This is a genomic window from Salinarimonas chemoclinalis (assembly GCF_041514305.1).
Classification (GTDB): domain Bacteria; phylum Pseudomonadota; class Alphaproteobacteria; order Rhizobiales; family Beijerinckiaceae; genus Salinarimonas; species Salinarimonas chemoclinalis.
The window spans coordinates 351,772-370,027 of record NZ_JBGMWH010000001.1 but is presented as its reverse complement, the minus strand read 5'-3'; the positions used below and the strand labels follow the sequence as shown (position 1 = coordinate 370,027).

The window sequence follows — 18,256 nt, the reverse complement described above, 5'->3', positions numbered from 1 at the left end:
GGGGCGTGATCCCGGCTCCACGAACGGTTACGCCCTTCGGTGGGCGGAGCGAACGGGCTCCGCCGCTTTCCAGAGTGCCAGCTCCCCGCGGTCCGTCTGCCTGAGCGTTTCCGGGGCGGTTGCGCCTTCGGCGCCGGGCTCGGGGCCCGGTCTCTCCCGCGGGGATCGTGCGGCTGGTGACGTTGTAGCCTCGCCCCCCGGGAAGTCAATCGGCGGGCGTGAGCAAAAGCCGAGCAGGGGTGGTCGTGCGGTGGGCAGGACGGGCGGCTACCCAAATCCCGGAGCAAGCTCGCCCCCCCCTGTCCTTCCCTGTAGGAGAAGGTGGCTCGGCGGCGACGCCGACGAGACGGATGGGCGCGCGGGACGCGCGTTCGGCGAAGCCGAAACGGCGGCTCGATGCCGGACACGGCGGCTTCCGCTTCGCGGAACGCGTCGCTTCGCGCCGCGCCCCATCCGTCACCGGCTCCGCCGGCGCCACCTTCCCCTGCAGGGAAGGAGATTGCCCGCGCCGACCTCCTCCGACTACCCCGCCCCTCCCGCTCCGATCTCGCCAGCGCAGCCGCTTCTGCCTCACTCAGCCGGAGCCGCCGCGCCCCCCTGCGCCAGCGTCGCCTTGCGCGCGGGCGCCTTGCGCGGGGTCGGAGCCGCGAGGCGGGCGGGCCATTCGTGCGGGGGGATGCCGGTCTCCGCCACCGCGCGCGCGAAGATCGCCTGCGTCACCCGCGCGTCCTCGAGCGCGTCGTGGTGGCGGAAGCTCAGGCCCAGCCGCGCGGCCATCTTGGCGAGCCCGTAGCCGGGCAGCCCGGGCCAGGCGCGGCGCGCGACCGAGACGTTGTTGATCCAGCGCGCGTTGATCTCGGCGCGCCCGCAGGCCGCCGCCGCCCGCGCCAGCGCGGTCTTGTCGAAGCCACCCTGCTGGACCACGAGCCGCCCGGTCAGCCGCTCGCGCAGCTCCGCGTAGAGACCCCTGAAGGTCGGCGCGCCGGCGACGTCCTCCGGCCGGATGCCGTGGACGCGGATGTTGAAGGGCGAGAAGCCGCAGCGCGGGTCGACGAGCGTGACGTGCTCCTCGACGATCGCGCCGTCGGCCACCCGGACGATGCCGATCTGGCAGATCGAGCCGCAATCGCTGCTGGCCGTCTCGACGTCGAGGACGCAGTAATCCACGAATCGGCTCCCCTGCACGCGTGGCGGACGCCGTCCTGCCTACCCCGCCCGAGGGTCACGGGTCCAGTGCCGCGAAGCGCCGGCAGGGCGGCTCACGCCGCGCGGCCGCGCATCCACTTCCAGGAGAAGACGCCGAACACCGCGACGAGCACCGCGGCGAGGCCGAACCAGGTGAAGGCGTATTGCAGGTGGTTGTTGGACGGCGCGAGCACGGTCGCGCCGCCGCGCGGCCACGGGGCCGGCGCATCCGCGTCGAGGACGGCGTCGACGTAGAACGGCGCCACGCGCTCGAGCCCGCGCGCATCCGCGATCGCGGCGAGGTCGCGGGTGAACCATTCGTCGGCGGCGGGATCGTTCTCGGGCACGAAGGCCGTGCGCGCCTCGCTGCCCCGCACCAGCCCCTCCACCGTCACGGCGCCCTCGGGCCGCGCCGCCTCGGACAGGAGCGGGGTCGGCACGAAGCCGCGGTTGACGACGACGATCGCCCCCGTGTCGAGCACGAGCGGGGTGAGCAGGTAGTAGCCCTGGAGCGGCTGGCCACGGGTCTCGCCCGGCAGGAGCCCGTGCACGGCGACCTCGTCCGCGAAGCGGTACGAGCCGGTGACGCGGACGCGGCGGTATTCCTGCGCGTCGCGCGAGAAGCCGTCCCACTGCGCCTCGGGCAGGATCTCGCCCGGCGCGCCCCACGCCCGCGCCTCGATCTGGGCGATGAGCCCCTCCTTCCAGGCGAGGCGCTGGAGCTGCCAACTGCCGAGCGCGATCAGGATGGCGAGCGAGACCAGCGTCGCGACTCCCGCCATGATCAGCGACCGCCAGCGCGGCGGGGCGGTCTCGTTCTCGCTCAGGGTGCGCGCCGCCATGGCCTCGACCTCCCTCACTCGCTCTCGAGACGGCCTTCCTCGGCCCTGTGGTGGTATTGCAGCGCGATCATCACCCCCTTCAGCGGTCGGATGATGGCGAGGCTGAGGATCGCGGTGAGCGGGAACCACAGCGCGATGTGAACCCACACCGGCGGCGTGTAGGCGAACTCCACCCACAGCGCGAGCCCCACGACCAGGAATCCGACGATGAACATCACGAACACGGCGGGCCCGTCCGCGGCGTCGGCGAAGCCGTAGTCGAGATCGCAGGCCTCGCAGCGCGCGCGCACCGTGAGGTACCCGTCGAACATCCGCCCCTCCCCGCAGCGCGGGCAGCGGCCCTTGGCGCCTGCGGGAATCGGGGGCGGCTCGGATCCGGGGCGATGGGCCATGATCGAAAGAACCTCTACCGTGAACGACGAAGGGCGGCGAAGCCGCCGCCCTTCATATGGGGATGCGCGCGGGCTGCGTCAGCCGCCGTAGCCGTAGACGTAGATCGCTGCGAACAGGAACAGCCAGACCACGTCGACGAAGTGCCAGTACCAGGCGGCGAACTCGAAGCCGAGATGCTGCTTCGTGGTGAAGTGGTTCAGGTAGACGCGCCACAGGCACACGGCGAGGAAGATCGTCCCGATGATGACGTGCGCCCCGTGGAAGCCCGTCGCCATGAAGAAGGTCGCACCGTAGATGTGGCCCGAGAACGAGAAGTGCGCGTGGCTGTACTCGTAGATCTGCAGGATCGTGAAGAACACGCCCAGCGCCACGGTCAGCCACAGGCCCCACTTGAGCCCCTGGCGATCGTCCTCGAGCAGCGCGTGGTGCGCCCAGGTGATCGTCGTGCCGGACGTCAGCAGCACGAGCGTGCCGAACAGCGGCAGATGCCACGGGTCGAAGGTCTCGATGCCCGCCGGGGGCCAGGCGCCGCCGGTGATCTCGGTGCGCTGGAACTGGATCGCCGCGTCGGGGAAGAGGGCCACGTCGAAATAGGCCCAGAACCAGGCCACGAAGAACATCACCTCGGAGGCGATGAACATGATCATGCCGTAGCGGTGATGGAGCTGCACCACGCGGGTGTGGTCGCCCTGGCGCGCCTCCTTGATCACGTCCATCCACCACCCGGCCATGGTGTAGAGGACGCCGATCAGGCCCAGCCCGAAGATCAGCCCGCCGATCTGGAGGCCGGCGATCGGCATGCCGCGGATGAAGGTGATGAACCCGACCGCGAGGACGAAGGCGCTGACCGAGCCGATGAACGGCCACGGGCTCGGGTCGACGAGATGATAGTCGTGCTTCTTGGCGTGGGCGTCGGCCATGGCTCTCTAGGTCTCCGGTGCCTTCTCTCGCGTCCCCCCGGGGAGGGAACGTCCCGCGTCGTTGCTCACAGGGTGGACGGCGCTGCCTGGGGTGTGGGCGCCGTCGCGTTGGTGAGGGTGTCGCCGTCCAGGTCCGCCAGGTCGTCCTCCGGCAGGCCGTTCTTGGACGGAAAATAGGTGTAGGACAAGGTGATCGTGGAGATCTCCCGCGCCGCGGGGTCCTCGACGATCGCCGGATCGATGTAGAACATCACCGCCGAATCCATCGTCTCGCCGGCGGCGAGCGTGTTCTCGGTGAAGCAGAAGCACTGCAGCTTGACGAAGTACTGCCCCGCGATCGCCGGCGTGACGTTGAAGGTCGCAACCCCGGCGCGCGCCTCGTCGGACGGGTTCGAGACCCGGTAGAACACCGTCTGCGTCTCGCCGATGCGCACCTCGATCTGCGGCGCCTCCGCCGCGAAGCGCCAGCCGAGATCCCGCGAGACGTTGGCGTCGAAGCGCACGTTCACCGTCTCGTCGAGCACGGTGCCCGCCTCCGCCGTGCCGACGATCGGCGTCCCGCCGAAGCCGGTGATGCGGCAGAACAGGTCGTAGAGCGGCACGGAGGCGTAGGCGAGGCCGATCATCCCGGCGGCGACGCTCACGCAGGTCACCACAGTTCGGCGCACGGCGCGGCCCTGATCGGCGGTCGTGGTCTGCGTCGTGTCGGTCATCGGGTCGCCTCCTCCAGGCTCAGGGACGCCGGCTCACAGCGGCCGATCGAGCACGCCGGGACCCATCTTGACGATGGTCACCGCATAGAACAGCGCCACCAGCGCGGCGAGCACGATCGCGAGCGCGATCGAGCGCCCGCGACGGCGCTTGCGGAACGCCTCCGCCTCGCGCTCCTCCGGCGTCGCCTCGTGCGCGTCGTGGTTCTCGCCCGCCCGCGCCATCACGCCATCCCCGGGATCACGAGGGCGGGCACGGCGCGGTAGAGCCCGAGGCCGTGCTCGGCGAGCAGCACCGCGAACAGGATGAACAGGTGCAGGATGGTGAAGCCGAACAGGCGCTGCGCCGCCCTGGCCGCCTCCTCGCCCTCGCGGATGCGGTAGACGCGCCAGGTCAGGCCGAGCATGGCGAGCGCGGTCGCACCGCCGATCACCGCGTAGGCGAGACCGCCGAAGCCGAGCGGGATCGGCAGGAGCGTCACGGGCACGAAGACGAGCGTGTAGAGCCAGATCTGTCGGCGGGTCTCGTCGGGACCGGCGACGTTGGGCAGCATCGGCACGCCCGCGCGGGCGTAGTCGCCCGACTTGACGAGGGCGAGCGCCCAGAAGTGCGGCGGCGTCCACAGGAAGATGATCGCGAACAGCACCGCCGTCTCGATGCCGAGCGAGCCGGTGACCGCGGCGTCCGCCACCATGGGCGGGAAGGCGCCGGCGGCGCCGCCGATGACGATGTTCTGCGGCGTCGCGCGCTTGAGCCACATCGAGTAGACGACGGCGTAGAAGAAGATCGTGAAGGCCAGGAAGCCGGCGGCGAGCCAGTTCGCCACGAGGCCGAGCGTGAGCACCGAGCCGATCGAGAGCGTCAGCCCGAAGGCGAGCGCCTCGCCGGGCGCGACGCGCCCGTCCGGGATCGGGCGCTTGCGGGTGCGCGTCATCACCGCGTCGATGTCGGCGTCCCACCACATGTTGAGCGCGCCGGACGCGCCGGCCCCCACCGCGATCGCGACGAGCGCGGCGAAGGCGACGATCGGGTGCACCGTGCTCTCGACGACGACCATGCCGACGAGCGCCGTGAACACGACGAGGAACATCACCCGCGGCTTCAGCAGCGCCAGGTAGTCGCCGGCCTCGGCCGTCGAGCCGCCGATGGCGGTGGGCGCGGGCCGCGCCCGAGGCGCGTGGTCGGTCATCACGGTCATGAGATCGGGCGTCGTCTCTGCTCTTCGGGGCGTCGGCCCCGCGTCACGGGATCGACCCGCGCGGGTCGCCGCGCGGATCTCGGAGAAGGGAGCCCGGGTCCGGCCCCTCCCCGCAGCGCCGCGTGCGACGCTCCGGAGAGGGGCCGGGCGGCGCGAGGCCGCCCGGCCGGACGAAGGATCAGTGGCGGGTGTCCGCGATCTTCGGCAGTTCCTCGAACTGATGGAACGGCACCGGCGACGGAAGGGTCCATTCGAGCGTCGTCGCGCCCTCGCCCCAGGGGTTCGCACCCGCGACCTCCTTGCGCCGGAAGGCCACGACGATGCCGTACAGGAACACCAGCAGGCCGAGCCCGAAGATGTACGACCCCATCGAGGAGACGAAGTTCCAGCCCGCGAACGCGTCCGGGTAGTCCGCGTAGCGGCGCGGCATGCCCGCGAGGCCGAGGAAGTGCATCGGGAAGAAGAGCACGTTCGCGCCGATGAACGAGATCCAGAAGTGCAGCTTGCCGATCCACTCCGGGTAGACGTAGCCGGTCATCTTCGGGAACCAGTAGTACACGCCCGCGAAAATGATGAACACGGCGCCCAGCGAGAGCACGTAGTGGAAGTGCGCGACGACATAGTACGTGTCGTGCATGTAGCGGTCGATCGAGGCGTTCGCCAGCACGACGCCGGTGACGCCGCCCACGGTGAACAGGAAGATGAAGCCCACCGCCCACTGCATGGCCGCGGTGAAGCGGATCGAGCCGCCCCACATCGTCGCGATCCAGGAGAAGATCTTGATGCCGGTGGGCACCGCGATCACCATCGTGGCGAAGACGAAGTAGGCCTGCGTCTGCAGCGAGAGGCCGACCGTGTACATGTGGTGGGCCCACACGACGAAGCCGACGACGCCGATGGCGACCATGGCGTAGGCCATGCCGAGATAGCCGAAGATCGGCTTCTTCGAGAAGGTCGCGATGATGTGCGACACGATCCCGAAGGCCGGCAGGATCATGATGTACACTTCGGGGTGGCCGAAGAACCAGAACAGGTGCTGATACAGGATCGGGTCGCCGCCGCCGGCCGGGTCGAAGAACGTCGTGCCGAAGTTGCGATCCGTCAGCAGCATGGTGATCGCGCCGGCGAGAACCGGGAGCGCGAGCAGGAGCAGGAAGGCGGTGACCAGCATCGACCAGGCGAACAGCGGCATCTTGTGCAGCGTCATGCCCGGCGCGCGCATGTTCAGGATCGTGGTGATGAAGTTGATCGCGCCCAGGATCGAGGCCGCGCCGGCGAGGTGCAGCGACAGGATCGCGAAGTCGAGCGCCGGGCCGGGATGGCCCATCGTCGACAGGGGCGGATACACCGTCCAGCCGCCGCCGAAGCCGAGCGAGCCGGGTGCGCCCTCGACGAAGAGGGAGAGCACGAGCAGGCAGAAGGCCGCGACGGTCAGCCAGAAGGAGATGTTGTTCATCCGCGGGAACGCCATGTCCGGCGCACCGATCATGATCGGGACGAACCAGTTGCCGAAGCCGCCGATCAGCGCCGGCATCACCATGAAGAACACCATGATGAGGCCGTGGCCGGTCACGAACACGTTGTAGGTCTGCGGGTTCGTGAAGAACTGCATCCCGGGCTCCTGGAGCTCCAGGCGAATCCCGATGGACAGGGCACCGCCGACCAGACCCGCGATGAACGCGAAGATCAGGTACATCGTGCCGATGTCCTTGTGGTTCGTCGAGTAGATCCAGCGCCGCCATCCGGTGGGATGGTCGTGCGCGCCCTCGTGCGCGGCGTGGGTCGCGGTAGCCATGTCGTCCTAACCCTCTCGGCCCCGGTCGGGCCGGTCTCGGATGTTGACCTCGCCGGCGGCGCCGAAGGAAGCGCGCCGCCGAGAACTCATCGGGCCGGCGCGCTCGCGCCGGACGGCCGCCGGATCGGCGCGCTCAGCGCGCCGGCTCCTCGATCGTGGCGGCGACGCGGGTCGCGCCGTACTCGGTCGACGCGAAGCGCGTCTGCGCCTCCGCCAGCCAGGAGGCGTACTCGGCCTCCGAGACGACGCGGATCGCGATCGGCATGAAGGCGTGGCGCGCGCCGCACAGCTCCGAGCACTGGCCGTAGTAGACGCCCTCGCGCTCCGCCTGGAACCAGGTCTCGTTGAGGCGGCCCGGAACGGCGTCGATCTTCAGCCCGAAGGACGGCAGGGCGAAGGCGTGGAGCACGTCCGCCGAGGTGACCTGGAGCTTCACCACGCGGTTCACCGGAACGACGACCTCGTTGTCCACCGCGAGCAGGCGCGGCAGGCCTGCGGCGGCCGCCTCGTCGTCCTCCAGCATCAGCGAATCGAAGATGAAGCCGCCCTGATCGGTCGGGTACTCGTAGGACCAGTACCACGAATGGCCGGTCGCCTTCACGATCACGTCCGGCTCGGGGATGACGAGCTGCTCGCGCAGGATGCGGAAGGAGGGGATGGCGATGCCGACCAGGATCAGGATCGGGATCACCGTCCAGGCGACCTCGATCATGGTGTTGTGGGAGGTCTTGGACGGCGTCGGGTTCTTGCGCTCGTTGTAGCGCACGATGACGACGAGCAGCAGCGCGCCCACGAAGAGCGTGATGGCGGTGATCACCCACACGAGAGCCGTGTGGAAGCCGTACATGCTCTGCGCCGTCGCCGTCACCGGCGTCTGCATCGCGATCTGCCAGTCGGCCGGCTGGCCGACCTGCGCGAGCGCCGCGGTCGACGCCGCGAGACCCGCCGTGCCCGAGACTGCCACGCCCGCGAGCGCCGCGGCGAGCGTCCGGCGAGCCGCCGTGAAGCACCTGAACTGACCAATCCGCATCGTCTACCTCGAAGCTCCTCGTGCCCTCCCGCGCGCCTCGCACCCGTCTCGCGGGGGAATCGACGGACCGGCTGGCATGCGCGGTGGATTTGATCCACGTCAAAATCACAATAGGGTGACGGACGCAACGCCTCCGTCGTCGCAGCCGGACACGACTTTCGCCGCGTTTTCGCCTCCGACGCTCGGGTAGATGGGCGCGTGCGCGCCCCTGCCCATGCCGACGCGTCGTCGCGCCGCGCGGCGCGCGGCCCCATCCGGGACGGCCCGTACCCGCTTCCTTGACAAAGCGTCGCGGCGATGTTCGGGAAGGAGCGAGGCTGCGGGAACACATTCGGTTTTCCGCAGGTGTCGTCAAGCCGTGCGCGCCGCCGCGCCGGCAACGAGATCAAGGACCCGTCCATGGCAGGCAGCGCCGTCGCCGTCCCGAGCGCCTCGTTCCTCGGCCGTCCGGCTCGACCGGTCGCGCGCCGGTGCGCCAGCGCCCGCCTGCGCCTCCTTGTCGCAGGCCTCGTCGCCGTCCTGCTGGGGCTCGTCGCGCTCGCGCCGCAGGCGTCGGCGCAGGGCACGGTCCGCGCCACCTACGGCGACTGGCAGCAGCGCTGCGAGACGCCGCCGGGGGCCCAGGCCGAGCAGTGCGCCATCGTGCAGAACGTCGCAGCCGAGGACCGGCCGAACGTGACGCTGCTCGTCATCGTGCTGTCCACGGCCGACACCGACCAGAAGCTCCTGCGCGTCGTCGCGCCGCTCGGCGTGCTGCTGCCTGCGGGGCTCGGGCTGCGCGTCGACGACGTCGACGTCGGCTCGGCCGGCTTCGTGCGCTGCCTGCCGACGGGCTGCGTCGCCGAGGTGATCATGGACGAGGCGCTCGTCGAGCTCCTCTCGGGCGGCACGCAGGCCACCTTCATCATTTTCCAGACGCCCGAGGAGGGGATCGGCATCCCCGTCTCGCTCGACGGCTTCGGGGAGGGTTTCGCGACGCTGCCGGGCGGCGGTGCCTGGACCGTCCCGCAATGACGCGATTCGCGGGCGCGCCGCGCCGAGTCGACAGGCCGCATCGGCCCCGCTAGACCTTGGGCGCGATCGAGTAACGCTACGCGTGGGGGAGCAGTCGCCGTGTCCTGGCATCGTGGTATCGCAACCAGCGTGGGGCTCGCCGCGCTCCTGGCCCTCGCGGGCTGCAGCTCCGTCTCCGGCGGAGGCGGCCCGTTCGCGGGGATCTTCGGCGGCGGCGCGGAGCCGGTCTCGGCGGAGGCGCCGGTCGCGACGAGCTTCCAGGACTTCGTCGGCTCGGACCCGACGCCCTGCCCGCGCCCGGAGGTGATCCAGGGCTCGGCCGCGCAGCGCGTCTATCGCAGCGGGCGCTCCGGCTCCAACCAGGACCTGCGCTACCAGATCGCGGTGGTCGACCTCGCCCGCGAATGCGTCTCGACGCCCGAGGGGCGGAACCGCATCAGGCTCGGCGTGCAGGGCCGCGTCCTGATCGGCCCCGCCGGTGGCCCGGGGAGCGTCACCGCACCGGTGCGCATCCGGGTGCGCACGCCCTCCACGGTCTACGAGGACGTCGCGCGGCGCGTCGCCGTGACGGTTCCCGCCGGGCAGACGCTCGCGGATTTCACGCTGATCGAGGAAGGCCTCGAGATCCCGCTCTCGGTCGGCGACAACTTCATCATCGAGGTCGGCATCGGCGGCTGAGGGGCGCGCGCGTCCCCATTCCGGCCGCAAAGCGGGCGCACCCCGGACGCGGCGTGGGCGTCGCGCGCTTGCGTGTCCCGCCCGCCCGCTCTACCAACCAGGGGAACCGTGGCCGCGCCCCGGCGGCCCAGCCCCGAGCCGACGTCCGAGCCCACGCCCTCGAGGGGGCACCGGCACGGGCTCAGGAGAGTATCGAGCGTTGCGCGCCGTCCGTCCCGCCCTCGCCCTCGCCCTCGCCGTGATGGCCGCCCTGGCGGCCCTCCTCGGCGCCAGCGCGCCCGCCTCCGCGGTGGACGCCGTGCGGGTGAACCGGGACGTCACCGCCATCGACCTCACGTCCGCGATCGAGCGCTACCGATCGGACGGCGACGTCATCCAGATCTCCACCGCGCCGGGCACGGACGGCATCGTCCGCCGCATCGCCGTGCGCGCCCGCGAGGCGGGAACCCGGCCGGACTGGATCGTCTTCGCGCTCACCAACGACGGCGACGAGCAGATCGACCGCCTCCTCGTCGCGCCGCACTTCCTGCTGCCGGGCTCCGGCGTGATCTGGCCCGATCTGGGGGCCTCGCGCATCGCCGCCATCACGGCGAGCCAGGGCATCCGCCCCGACCGGCTGGAGGAGCCCGGGGCCGACCTCTTCCTGCTGACGCTCGACCCCGGCACGACGGTGACCTTCGTGGCGGAGCTGCGCGGGCCGGACGTGCCCAAGCTCCTGCTGTTCGAACGCGGGGTCTACCGCGAGAAGCAGAACGGGCTGACGCTCTACAAGGGCATCATCATCGGCATCGCCGGCCTGCTGGCGCTGTTCCTCACCGTGATCTTCGTCGTCAAGGGCGCGCTGATCTTCCCCGCCGCCGCCGCTCTCGCCTGGGCGGTGCTCGCCTATGCGGGCATCGATTTCGGCTTCTTCCAGCGCGTCTTCCCGCTCGCCGAGGACGCCGAGCGGATCTACCGCGCCGCGGCGGAAGCGATCCTCGCGGCGACGCTGCTCGTCTTCCTCTTCGCCTACCTCAACCTCAACCGCTGGCACGTGCGCTACGGCCACGTCACGCTGCTGTGGCTCGCGTTCCTCGCCGGCCTCGTCGCGCTCGCCGTGGTCGACCCGCCGGTGGCGGCGGGCGTGGCGCGGATCTCGCTCGCGGCGGTGGCGGGCATCGGCTTCATCCTCGTCCTGCACCTCGCCACCCACGGATACGACCGGGCGGTGATGCTGATCCCGACCTGGCTGCTGCTCGTCGTCTGGGTGACGGCGGCGGGCTTCACCGTGCTCGGGCGGCTCGAGAGCGACCTCGTGGCGCCGGCGCTGATCGGCGGGCTCGTGCTCATCGTCATGCTGATCGGCTTCACGGTGATGCAGCACGCCTTCTCCGGCGGCGCCCTCGCCCACGGCTCGGCGAGCGAGGCGGAGCGGCGCGCGCTCGCGCTCTCCGGCTCGGGCGACGTCGTGTTCGACTGGGACGTGGTGTCGGACCGCGTCTACGTCTCCCCCGAGGTCGAGACGCTGCTGGGCCTCTCCCGCGGCGCCCTCTCCGGCCCGGCGCGGGACTTCCTCGACGCGATCCACCCCTTCGACCGCGACCGCTCCGGCGCCGCACTCGACGCGCTGATCGAGCAGCGGCGCGGGCGCATCGCCCAGGACTTCCGGCTGCGGGCGGCGCAGGGCACGTATCACTGGTTCCGGCTCAAGGCCCGCCCCGTGGTGGGGACGGACGGCGAGGCGATCCGCATCGTCGGCACGCTCTCCGACGTCACCGAGAACAAGACCTCCGAGGAGCGCCTCCTCGTCGACGCGGTGCACGACAACCTCACCGGCCTGCCCAACCGCCAGCTCTTCGAGGACCGCCTCGACGCCGCCCTCGCCTTCGCCGCGCAGGACCCGACGCTGCGGCCCGCCGTGCTGATGGTCGACCTCGACCGCTTCAAGGCGGTCAACGAGGCCGCCGGCCTCGCCGGCGGGGACGCGATCCTGCTCACCCTCGCGCGCCGCCTCGGACGCCTGCTGCGCCCGCAGGACACGCTCGCCCGCATGGCGGGGGACGCCTTCGCCGTCATTCTGCTCTCCGAGCGCGATCCCGAGCGCGTCATGGCCTTCGCCGAGATGATGCGCCGGGCGCTCTCCACGCCCGTGACCCACGCCGAGCGGGAGATGTTCCTCACGGCGTCCATCGGCGTCGCGCTGCACGACCAGACCGCCGACACCCGCCGCGAGGACGTGATCCGCAAGGCGGAGATCGCCATCGCCCACGCCAAGCGCCAGGGCGGCAACCGCATCGAGATCTTCAAGCCCACGATGCAGACCGGGCGCGACGACCGGCTGGCGCTCGCCGCCGACCTGCGCCGGGCGCTGGAGCGCGGCGAGATGAAGGTCGAGTTCCACGCCGTGGTTCGGCTCGAGGACCGCACCGTGGCGGGCTTCGAGGCGCAGCTGCGCTGGGACCACCCGCGGCTCGGGCGCCTGTCCCCGGCGACCTTCGTGACGATCGCCGAGGAGACGGGCACGATCGCGAGCCTCGCGGGGTTCGTGCTGGAGCGCGCCGCACAGGAACTCGCGTCCTGGCAGGCGGCGCTCGACGTCGACCCGCCGATCTTCGCCAGCGTGCGCCTGCCCTCGCGCCAGCTGCTGCGGCAGGACTTCCTCGGCGAGGTGAAGACGGTGCTCGCCCGCACCGGCGTGCTGCCGGGCTCGCTCAAGCTCGAGCTGGCCGAGAGCCTGGTGATGGAGAACCCGGAATACGCCGCCCAGATGCTCGCGCGCCTGCGCGACCTCGGCGCGGGGCTCTCGCTCGACGAATTCGGCACGGGCTACTCCTCGCTCGCCTATCTCCAGCGCTTCCCCTTCGACACGATCCGCATCGACCGCTCCTTCGTGCGCGACCTCGCCCGCAGCGGCCGTCCCTCGATCCTGCGCGCGATCGTGCGGCTCGCCGGAGAGCTCGGCATGGACGTCGTCGCCGAGGGCGCGGAGACGGAGGAGGAGGCGACGGCGCTCGCCGACCTCGGTTGCGACTACGCGCAGGGACCCGTCTTCGGCGTGCCGATGACCCCGATCCAGGCCCGCCGCTTCATCGGCGCCACGCCCGAGGCGGCGTGAGCCGCTCCTTCCGATCGGGGAAGACGGATCGGTGTCGAGGCCGCGCTAGCCCGCCCCGAAGAGGCCGGACGCTCAGGGGCGGAAGCTCGGCGGGATCGGCGGGTCCTCGGCCAGCAGCGTGACGGTCACCCGGCGGTTGGGGGCGATGTAGGGGTTGTCGGGGAAGGCCGGCTCCGTATCCGACTTGCCGGCGACCGTGGCGAAGCGCTCCTCCGGCATGCCGGCGCCCGCGATGATCTCGCGCACCGCGAGCGCGCGTCCGGCCGTGAGGCTCCAGCCGTCGACCTGCGCGGTCTCGCCGGGCCGCAGCGCCGCCGTGTGGCCGCGGATCGCGAGGCGGTTCGGCAGGCGCCGAATCACCGGCGTGATCGCCTCGAGCACGAGGCGCGTGCGCTCGTAGGGGTAGACCGAGCCCTCCGGGAACATCGATCGCCCGTCCTGGTCGACGAGGGAGACGTCGAGCCCCTCCTCGGTTTCCTGGATGACGAGATTGCGCGACAGCTCCGCGATCTCGGGCATGTCCTGGAGCGCCTGGCGCAGCGAGGCCGCGGCCGTGCCGAAGCCCCGGTCGAAGGTCACCGAGAACAGCCCCCGCTCCTGGTTGTCGAGCTCGTTGGGCACCGTGTGGTCGGAGGCCTCCTCCGGCTTCACCTGGCGCACGTTCTGGAGCGCGGTGAGGGTCGGCAGGCCGTCCTGCTCGATGATGCCCGAGAAGCGCGATTCCGGGTTCACGCCGAAGGCTTCGCGTACCGAACCCGCGACGATCTGCATCTTGCGCTGGTCCTGCGTCGAGTACGCGACCAGAATCACGAAGAAGCTCATCAGGAGCGCCATCAGGTCGGCGAAGGTGACGAACCACATGGGCGCGCCGGCGGGCGGAGGCTGCTTCCTGCGCGGCATCGTCGTCTCCTGGATGGGCCCCCGGCGCCGGGCTCAGGCCTCGGCGAGGTCGGCGCGATGGTGCTCGGGCAGGTAGGCCGTGAGCATCTCGCGCACGATCGTGGGCGAGCGCTGGTCGCGGACCTGCAGCACGCCGTCGATGATCATCGACCGCAGGAGATCCTCGTTCGTCAGCCGCAGCGTCAGCTTGTCGGCGATCGGCAGCGCGATCAGGTTCGCCACGAGCGAGCCGTAGAGCGTGCCGAGCAGCGACACCGCCATGGCGGGCCCGAGCTTGGAGGGGTCCTCCATGTTGGCGAACATCATGATCATGCCGACCACGGTCGAGATCATGCCCCAGGCGGGCGCGCAGTCGCCGATGCCGCGCCAGACCTTCGAGCCGTCGTCGAGGCGCTGCACGAAATTGTCGCGGTCCTTCTCCAGCGCGTCCTTGATGAAGTCGCGGTCGTAGCCGTCGGCGATGTAGCGCAGGCCCTGCGCCAGCGTCGGGTTGGCCACCTGCACGTTCTCGAGGCCCATCGGGCCGGACTTGCGCACGACGTCGGCGACCTGGGTGATCTCGTCGAGGAGGCTGCGGGGCGTCTCCTTGAGCATGCTCAGGCCGTAGCGGATGCCCATGGGGAGCCCGCTCATCATGGTCGGGAAGGTGAAGCGCACCATCGTCGACGCGAACGACCCGCCGATGACGCACACGAGCGCAACCGTGTCGTAGTAGGAGGCGAGGCTGCCGCCGCCCACGAGGATCATCCCGACGACGGTCGCGACGCCGGCGACGAGGCCGAGCGCGGTGGCGAAATCCATGTTTCGTGCTCCGGCGCGGGGCTGCGTCTTCCCCGGGTTCCGCATCGCAGCGACGCTAAGGCCCACGTGCTGAAGAAATGGTTTAGCGCCGGGCAGGGTGACGGAACGCCGCGTGCGCCCTAGCTTCGTCGCCGCGGCACCGCCCGCCGCACACGGAACCCCGACGCCCGCGATGCCGCTGTCCCGCGTCCTCCTGCGCACCATCGCGCTCCTCGCACCCGAGCGGCGGCTGGCCGTCGCGCTCGCCCTCGCCAACGTGGCGCTGGCGGCCGCCGCGTTCGCCGAGCCGGTGCTGTTCGGGATGATCGTCGATCGGCTGGCGCGCGCGCAGGCGGCGGCCGAGCCCGCGGCGGCGCTCACGGGGCTCGGCCCGCTGCTGGCCGCCTGGGTCGGGTTCGGGCTGTTCACCATCGGCGCCGGCGTCCTCGTCGCGCTCCACGCCGACCGCCTCGCCCATCGCCGCCGCCTCGCCGCCATGGCGGACGTCTTCGAGCACGCGCTCGCGCTGCCGCTCGCCTTCCACGCGAGCACGCACACGGGGCGGGCGCTCAAGGTGATGATCGAGGGAGCCGGTGCCCTCTTCGCGCTGTGGCTGTCGTTCCTGCGCGACCAGGCGGCGGCGCTCGTCGCAGTGGCCGTGCTCCTGCCGCTGACGCTGTTCCTGAACTGGCGATTGGGCCTCCTCCTCGTCGTCCTCGTGGTCGCGAGCGGGGTCCTCACGCACGTCGTACTGCGCCGCACGGAGCGGATGCAGCGCACGGTCGAGGGGCACCACACGGCGCTCGCAGGCAACGCGTCGGACGCGCTCGGCAACGTCGCGGTCGTGCAGTCCTTCACCCGGCTCGACGCCGAGGTACGGCGGATGCGCGCCGTGATGGCCGATCTCCTGGCCGCCCAAGCGCCCGTCCTCTCCTGGTGGGCGCTCGCGTCGGTCGCGACGCGCTGCGCGGGGACGCTCACCGTGCTCGCGATCCTGCTGCTCGGGGTCGCGCTCTTCCGGGAGGGGCTCGCGACGATCGGCGAGATCGTCTCCTTCGTGGCCCTCGCCACGATGCTGATCGGGCGACTCGAGCAGCTCGTGTTCTTCGTCAACGGACTCCTGCTCAACGCCCCCAGGATCGCCGAGCTCTTCGCCGTGCGCGACACGGTCCCCGCCGTGGCCGAGCGCCCTCGCGCCCGCGATCCCGGCCGCCTCGCCGGCGCCGTCGCCTTCGAGGGCGTCTCCTATTCCTACGACGGCGAGCGCCCGGCGGTGCGCGACCTCTCCTTCTCGGTCGCGCCGGGCGAGACGGTCGCGCTCGTCGGCGAGACCGGCTCCGGCAAGTCGACGGCGCTCGCGCTCCTCCACCGCGCCTTCGACCCGGACGCCGGGCGCGTCCTCCTCGACGGCGTCGACGCGCGGGACTGGGCGCTCGACGGCCTGCGGCGCAACATCGGCGTCGTCTTCCAGGAGCCGATGCTGTTCGCCCGGTCGCTGCGCGAGAACCTCCTCGTCGGCAGGCCGGACGCCCGCGACGACGAGCTCGTCGCGGCGCTCGAGCGCGCCCAGGCCGGCGGCTTCCTCGCCCGGCTGCCGCGGGGCCTCGACACCGAGATCGGCGAGCGCGGCCGCTCGCTCTCGGGCGGGGAGCGCCAGCGCATCGCGGTCGCCCGCGCGCTCCTCAAGGACCCGCCGATCCTCGTCCTCGACGAGGCGACAAGCGCGCTCGACGCCGTCACCGAGGCGCGGCTGAAGGAGGCGCTCGCCGAGGCGATGCGCGGACGCACCGTCTTCGTCATCGCCCACCGTCTCGCAACCGTGCGCGACGCCGACCGCGTCCTCGTCCTGCACGAGGGCCGCATCGTCGAGGACGGCGGCTACGACGCGCTCGTGGCGAAGGGCGGCCGCTTCGCGCGGCTCGCCGCGTCGCAGCACCTGCTGCAGAGGCTGGAGGTGGATGCCGCGCAGTAGGGGCGGGCTGGGCGAGGCGCGCGATGCTGGGCTGGACCGATTTCACGATCGATCCCTCATCGGACTCGCTCTTCGGGCGCGGGAAGCGTTCTTTCCGGACGTCGGTCGACTGCGGCACGTCGACGTGGAGCGGATCGCGCAGCCCTCTCGCCAGCCCGAGCGATCTGTGCTTTAGCTCGGCGCGACGAGCGGAGGGGTGCGATGCGTGCGGGTCGGGCGAGCGTTGGTGTCATCCTGGTGGTCGCGGCGGCGCTGGCCTTGTCCGCCTGCGGGCGTCGCGGCGCGCTGGAGCCGCCGCCCGGCGCGGGTCCCGCGCCGCTCGCCGAGGAGGCGCGCGTGCCCGCCGATCCGCTGACCGGGATCCCCGTCGGCGGCCCGCGCCAGCCCGAGACCGTTCCGGTCGAGCAGCCGGATCGGCCGTTCTTCCTCGACTTCCTGCTCTGAAGAGCAAGCCATGCACCACTTCGCCTATCGCGACGGCGTCATGCACGCGGAGGACGTCTCGCTGGAGGCGATCGCGGCGCAGGTGGGCACGCCCTTCTACTGCTATTCCACGGCGACGCTCGAGCGCCACTACGACGTCTTCGCCGCCGCCTTCGCCGACCTGGACGCGCTCGTCTGCTACGCGATGAAGGCCAACTCGAACCAGGCGGTGCTGCGCACGCTGGCGAAGCGCGGCGCGGGCATGGACATCGTGTCGGAGGGCGAGCTGCGCCGCGCGCTCGCCGCCGGCGTGCCCGGCAACCGCATCGTCTTCTCCGGCGTCGGCAAGACCCGCACGGAGATGGCGGCGGCGCTCGCGGCGGGCATCCTGTGCTTCAACGTCGAGAGCGAGCCCGAGCTCGAGGCGCTCTCCTCGGTGGCGACCGAGATGAGCATCGAGGCGCCGATCTCGATCCGCGTCAACCCGGACGTCGACGCCAGGACCCACGCCAAGATCTCGACGGGCAAGTTCGACAACAAGTTCGGCATTCCGATCTCCCGCGCTCGGGAGGTCTACGCCCGCGCCGCCGCGCTGCCGGGGATCGTGATCACCGGCGTCGACATGCACATCGGCAGCCAGATCACCGACCTCGCGCCCTTCGACAACGCCACCGCGCTGGTGGCCGAGCTCGCGCGCGACCTGATGGCGGAAGGCCACCCGCTCCGGCACATCGACCTCGGCGGCGGGCTCGGCGTGCCGTATCGAGAGGACGAGGCGCCGCCGCCGGCGCCCTCCGTCTTCGCGCAGACGATCAAGCGCCACACGCGCGGCCTCGGGCTCACGCTGCTGTTCGAGATCGGCCGCATGATCGCCGGCAACGCCGGTATCCTGGTGACGCGGGTCGTCTACGTGAAGGAGGGCGAGGGCAAGACCTTCGTGATCGTCGACGCGGCGATGAACGACCTCATCCGCCCGACGCTCTACGAGGCCCACCACGACGTCAAGCCCGTGCGCCGGCCGGCGCCGGACGCGCCGCTGCGGGTGGTCGACGTGGTGGGACCCGTCTGCGAGACGGGGGATTACCTCGCGCAGGGCCGGGCGCTGCCGGAGGTCGACGCGGGGGATCTCGTCGCGATCATGACGGCGGGCGCCTACGGGGCGGTGCAGTCCTCGACCTACAATTCCCGGCTCCTCGTGCCCGAGGTGCTCGTCGACGGTGCGCGCCACGCGGTGGTGCGCCCGCGCGAGACCTACGAGGACCTGATCGGCCGCGACCGCGTGCCGGACTGGCTCGGCTGAACGCCTCGCGCGGCACCGGCG

Annotated in this window: 17 protein-coding genes and 1 riboswitch; of the genes, 6 read left to right on the top strand and 11 right to left on the bottom strand. The window is 71.4% G+C overall.

The features are described 5' to 3' along the window. Positions 1–78: 78 nt before the first annotated feature. Positions 79–169, bottom strand: a riboswitch (glycine riboswitch). Between the two features lie 401 nt (positions 170–570). The 9 genes from AB9M23_RS01765 to coxB all read right to left on the bottom strand — a co-directional run bounded on the left by AB9M23_RS01765 (position 571) and on the right by coxB (position 8,074). Further along, positions 571–1,167 carry an exonuclease domain-containing protein gene (locus tag AB9M23_RS01765; RefSeq protein ID WP_372421995.1) on the bottom strand — a complete coding sequence of 199 codons (597 nt, stop codon included), beginning with the start codon at positions 1,165–1,167 and terminating at the stop codon, positions 571–573. A gap of 92 nt (positions 1,168–1,259) precedes the next feature. Continuing rightward, entirely contained in the window at positions 1,260–2,027 is a 768-nt protein-coding gene (locus tag AB9M23_RS01760; RefSeq protein WP_372421993.1) for an SURF1 family protein, read from the bottom strand. A gap of 14 nt (positions 2,028–2,041) precedes the next feature. Then, positions 2,042–2,419 carry a DUF983 domain-containing protein gene (locus tag AB9M23_RS01755; RefSeq protein WP_372421991.1) on the bottom strand — a complete coding sequence of 126 codons (378 nt, stop codon included), beginning with the start codon at positions 2,417–2,419 and terminating at the stop codon, positions 2,042–2,044. 78 nt (positions 2,420–2,497) lie between these two features. Continuing rightward, positions 2,498–3,340 (bottom strand): cytochrome c oxidase subunit 3, encoded by an 843-nt coding sequence (locus AB9M23_RS01750; protein WP_372421990.1) that lies wholly within the window; start codon positions 3,338–3,340, stop codon positions 2,498–2,500. A gap of 65 nt (positions 3,341–3,405) precedes the next feature. Continuing rightward, positions 3,406–4,053 carry a cytochrome c oxidase assembly protein gene (locus AB9M23_RS01745; RefSeq protein WP_372421988.1) on the bottom strand — a complete coding sequence of 216 codons (648 nt, stop codon included), beginning with the start codon at positions 4,051–4,053 and terminating at the stop codon, positions 3,406–3,408. A 33-nt stretch (positions 4,054–4,086) separates the two neighbouring features. Continuing rightward, on the bottom strand, positions 4,087–4,275 hold the full coding sequence (locus tag AB9M23_RS01740) for a cytochrome c oxidase system small membrane protein (protein WP_372421986.1): 189 nt from the start codon (positions 4,273–4,275) through the stop codon (positions 4,087–4,089). After that, entirely contained in the window at positions 4,275–5,249 is a 975-nt protein-coding gene (locus AB9M23_RS01735; protein ID WP_372421984.1) for a heme o synthase, read from the bottom strand. The genes AB9M23_RS01740 and AB9M23_RS01735 overlap by 1 nt, the downstream gene beginning before the upstream one ends. Before the next feature lie 178 nt (positions 5,250–5,427). Then, positions 5,428–7,044, bottom strand: a complete 1,617-nt coding sequence (gene ctaD / locus AB9M23_RS01730) for a cytochrome c oxidase subunit I (protein ID WP_372421983.1) — start codon at positions 7,042–7,044, stop codon at positions 5,428–5,430. Between the two features lie 133 nt (positions 7,045–7,177). Next, positions 7,178–8,074 carry a cytochrome c oxidase subunit II gene (gene coxB / locus AB9M23_RS01725; protein WP_372421981.1) on the bottom strand — a complete coding sequence of 299 codons (897 nt, stop codon included), beginning with the start codon at positions 8,072–8,074 and terminating at the stop codon, positions 7,178–7,180. Positions 8,075–8,473: 399 nt separating this feature from the next. On the opposite strand from coxB, the gene AB9M23_RS01720 reads away from it, so the two are divergent. The 3 genes from AB9M23_RS01720 to AB9M23_RS01710 all read left to right on the top strand — a co-directional run bounded on the left by AB9M23_RS01720 (position 8,474) and on the right by AB9M23_RS01710 (position 12,860). Continuing rightward, positions 8,474–9,088, top strand: coding sequence for an invasion associated locus B family protein (locus AB9M23_RS01720; RefSeq protein WP_372421979.1), 615 nt, complete (start codon positions 8,474–8,476; stop codon positions 9,086–9,088). 99 nt (positions 9,089–9,187) lie between these two features. Further along, complete coding sequence (locus AB9M23_RS01715; protein ID WP_372421977.1) at positions 9,188–9,766, top strand: hypothetical protein; 579 nt, start codon at positions 9,188–9,190, stop codon at positions 9,764–9,766. Between the two features lie 241 nt (positions 9,767–10,007). Continuing rightward, positions 10,008–12,860 (top strand): EAL domain-containing protein, encoded by a 2,853-nt coding sequence (locus AB9M23_RS01710; protein WP_372422607.1) that lies wholly within the window; start codon positions 10,008–10,010, stop codon positions 12,858–12,860. Between the two features lie 72 nt (positions 12,861–12,932). On the opposite strand, the gene AB9M23_RS01705 is transcribed toward AB9M23_RS01710, so the two are convergent. Continuing rightward, positions 12,933–13,760, bottom strand: a complete 828-nt coding sequence (locus AB9M23_RS01705; RefSeq protein ID WP_372421975.1) for an OmpA/MotB family protein — start codon at positions 13,758–13,760, stop codon at positions 12,933–12,935. A 33-nt stretch (positions 13,761–13,793) separates the two neighbouring features. Then, entirely contained in the window at positions 13,794–14,561 is a 768-nt protein-coding gene (locus AB9M23_RS01700) for a motility protein A (protein WP_029030440.1), read from the bottom strand. A 172-nt stretch (positions 14,562–14,733) separates the two neighbouring features. Here AB9M23_RS01700 and AB9M23_RS01695 point away from each other — a divergent pair, with 172 nt between their 5' ends. From AB9M23_RS01695 to lysA, 3 genes are all read left to right on the top strand, one after another. Further along, positions 14,734–16,512, top strand: a complete 1,779-nt coding sequence (locus AB9M23_RS01695) for a glucan ABC transporter ATP-binding protein/ permease (RefSeq protein WP_372421973.1) — start codon at positions 14,734–14,736, stop codon at positions 16,510–16,512. Positions 16,513–16,713: 201 nt separating this feature from the next. Beyond that, the gene (gene lptM / locus AB9M23_RS01690; RefSeq protein WP_372421971.1) at positions 16,714–16,956 is read left to right on the top strand and encodes an LPS translocon maturation chaperone LptM; all 243 of its coding nucleotides are present in this window, start codon (positions 16,714–16,716) and stop codon (positions 16,954–16,956) included. 10 nt (positions 16,957–16,966) lie between these two features. Beyond that, positions 16,967–18,235 carry a diaminopimelate decarboxylase gene (lysA, locus tag AB9M23_RS01685; RefSeq protein ID WP_372421969.1) on the top strand — a complete coding sequence of 423 codons (1,269 nt, stop codon included), beginning with the start codon at positions 16,967–16,969 and terminating at the stop codon, positions 18,233–18,235. The last annotated feature ends 21 nt before the right edge of the window (positions 18,236–18,256 follow it).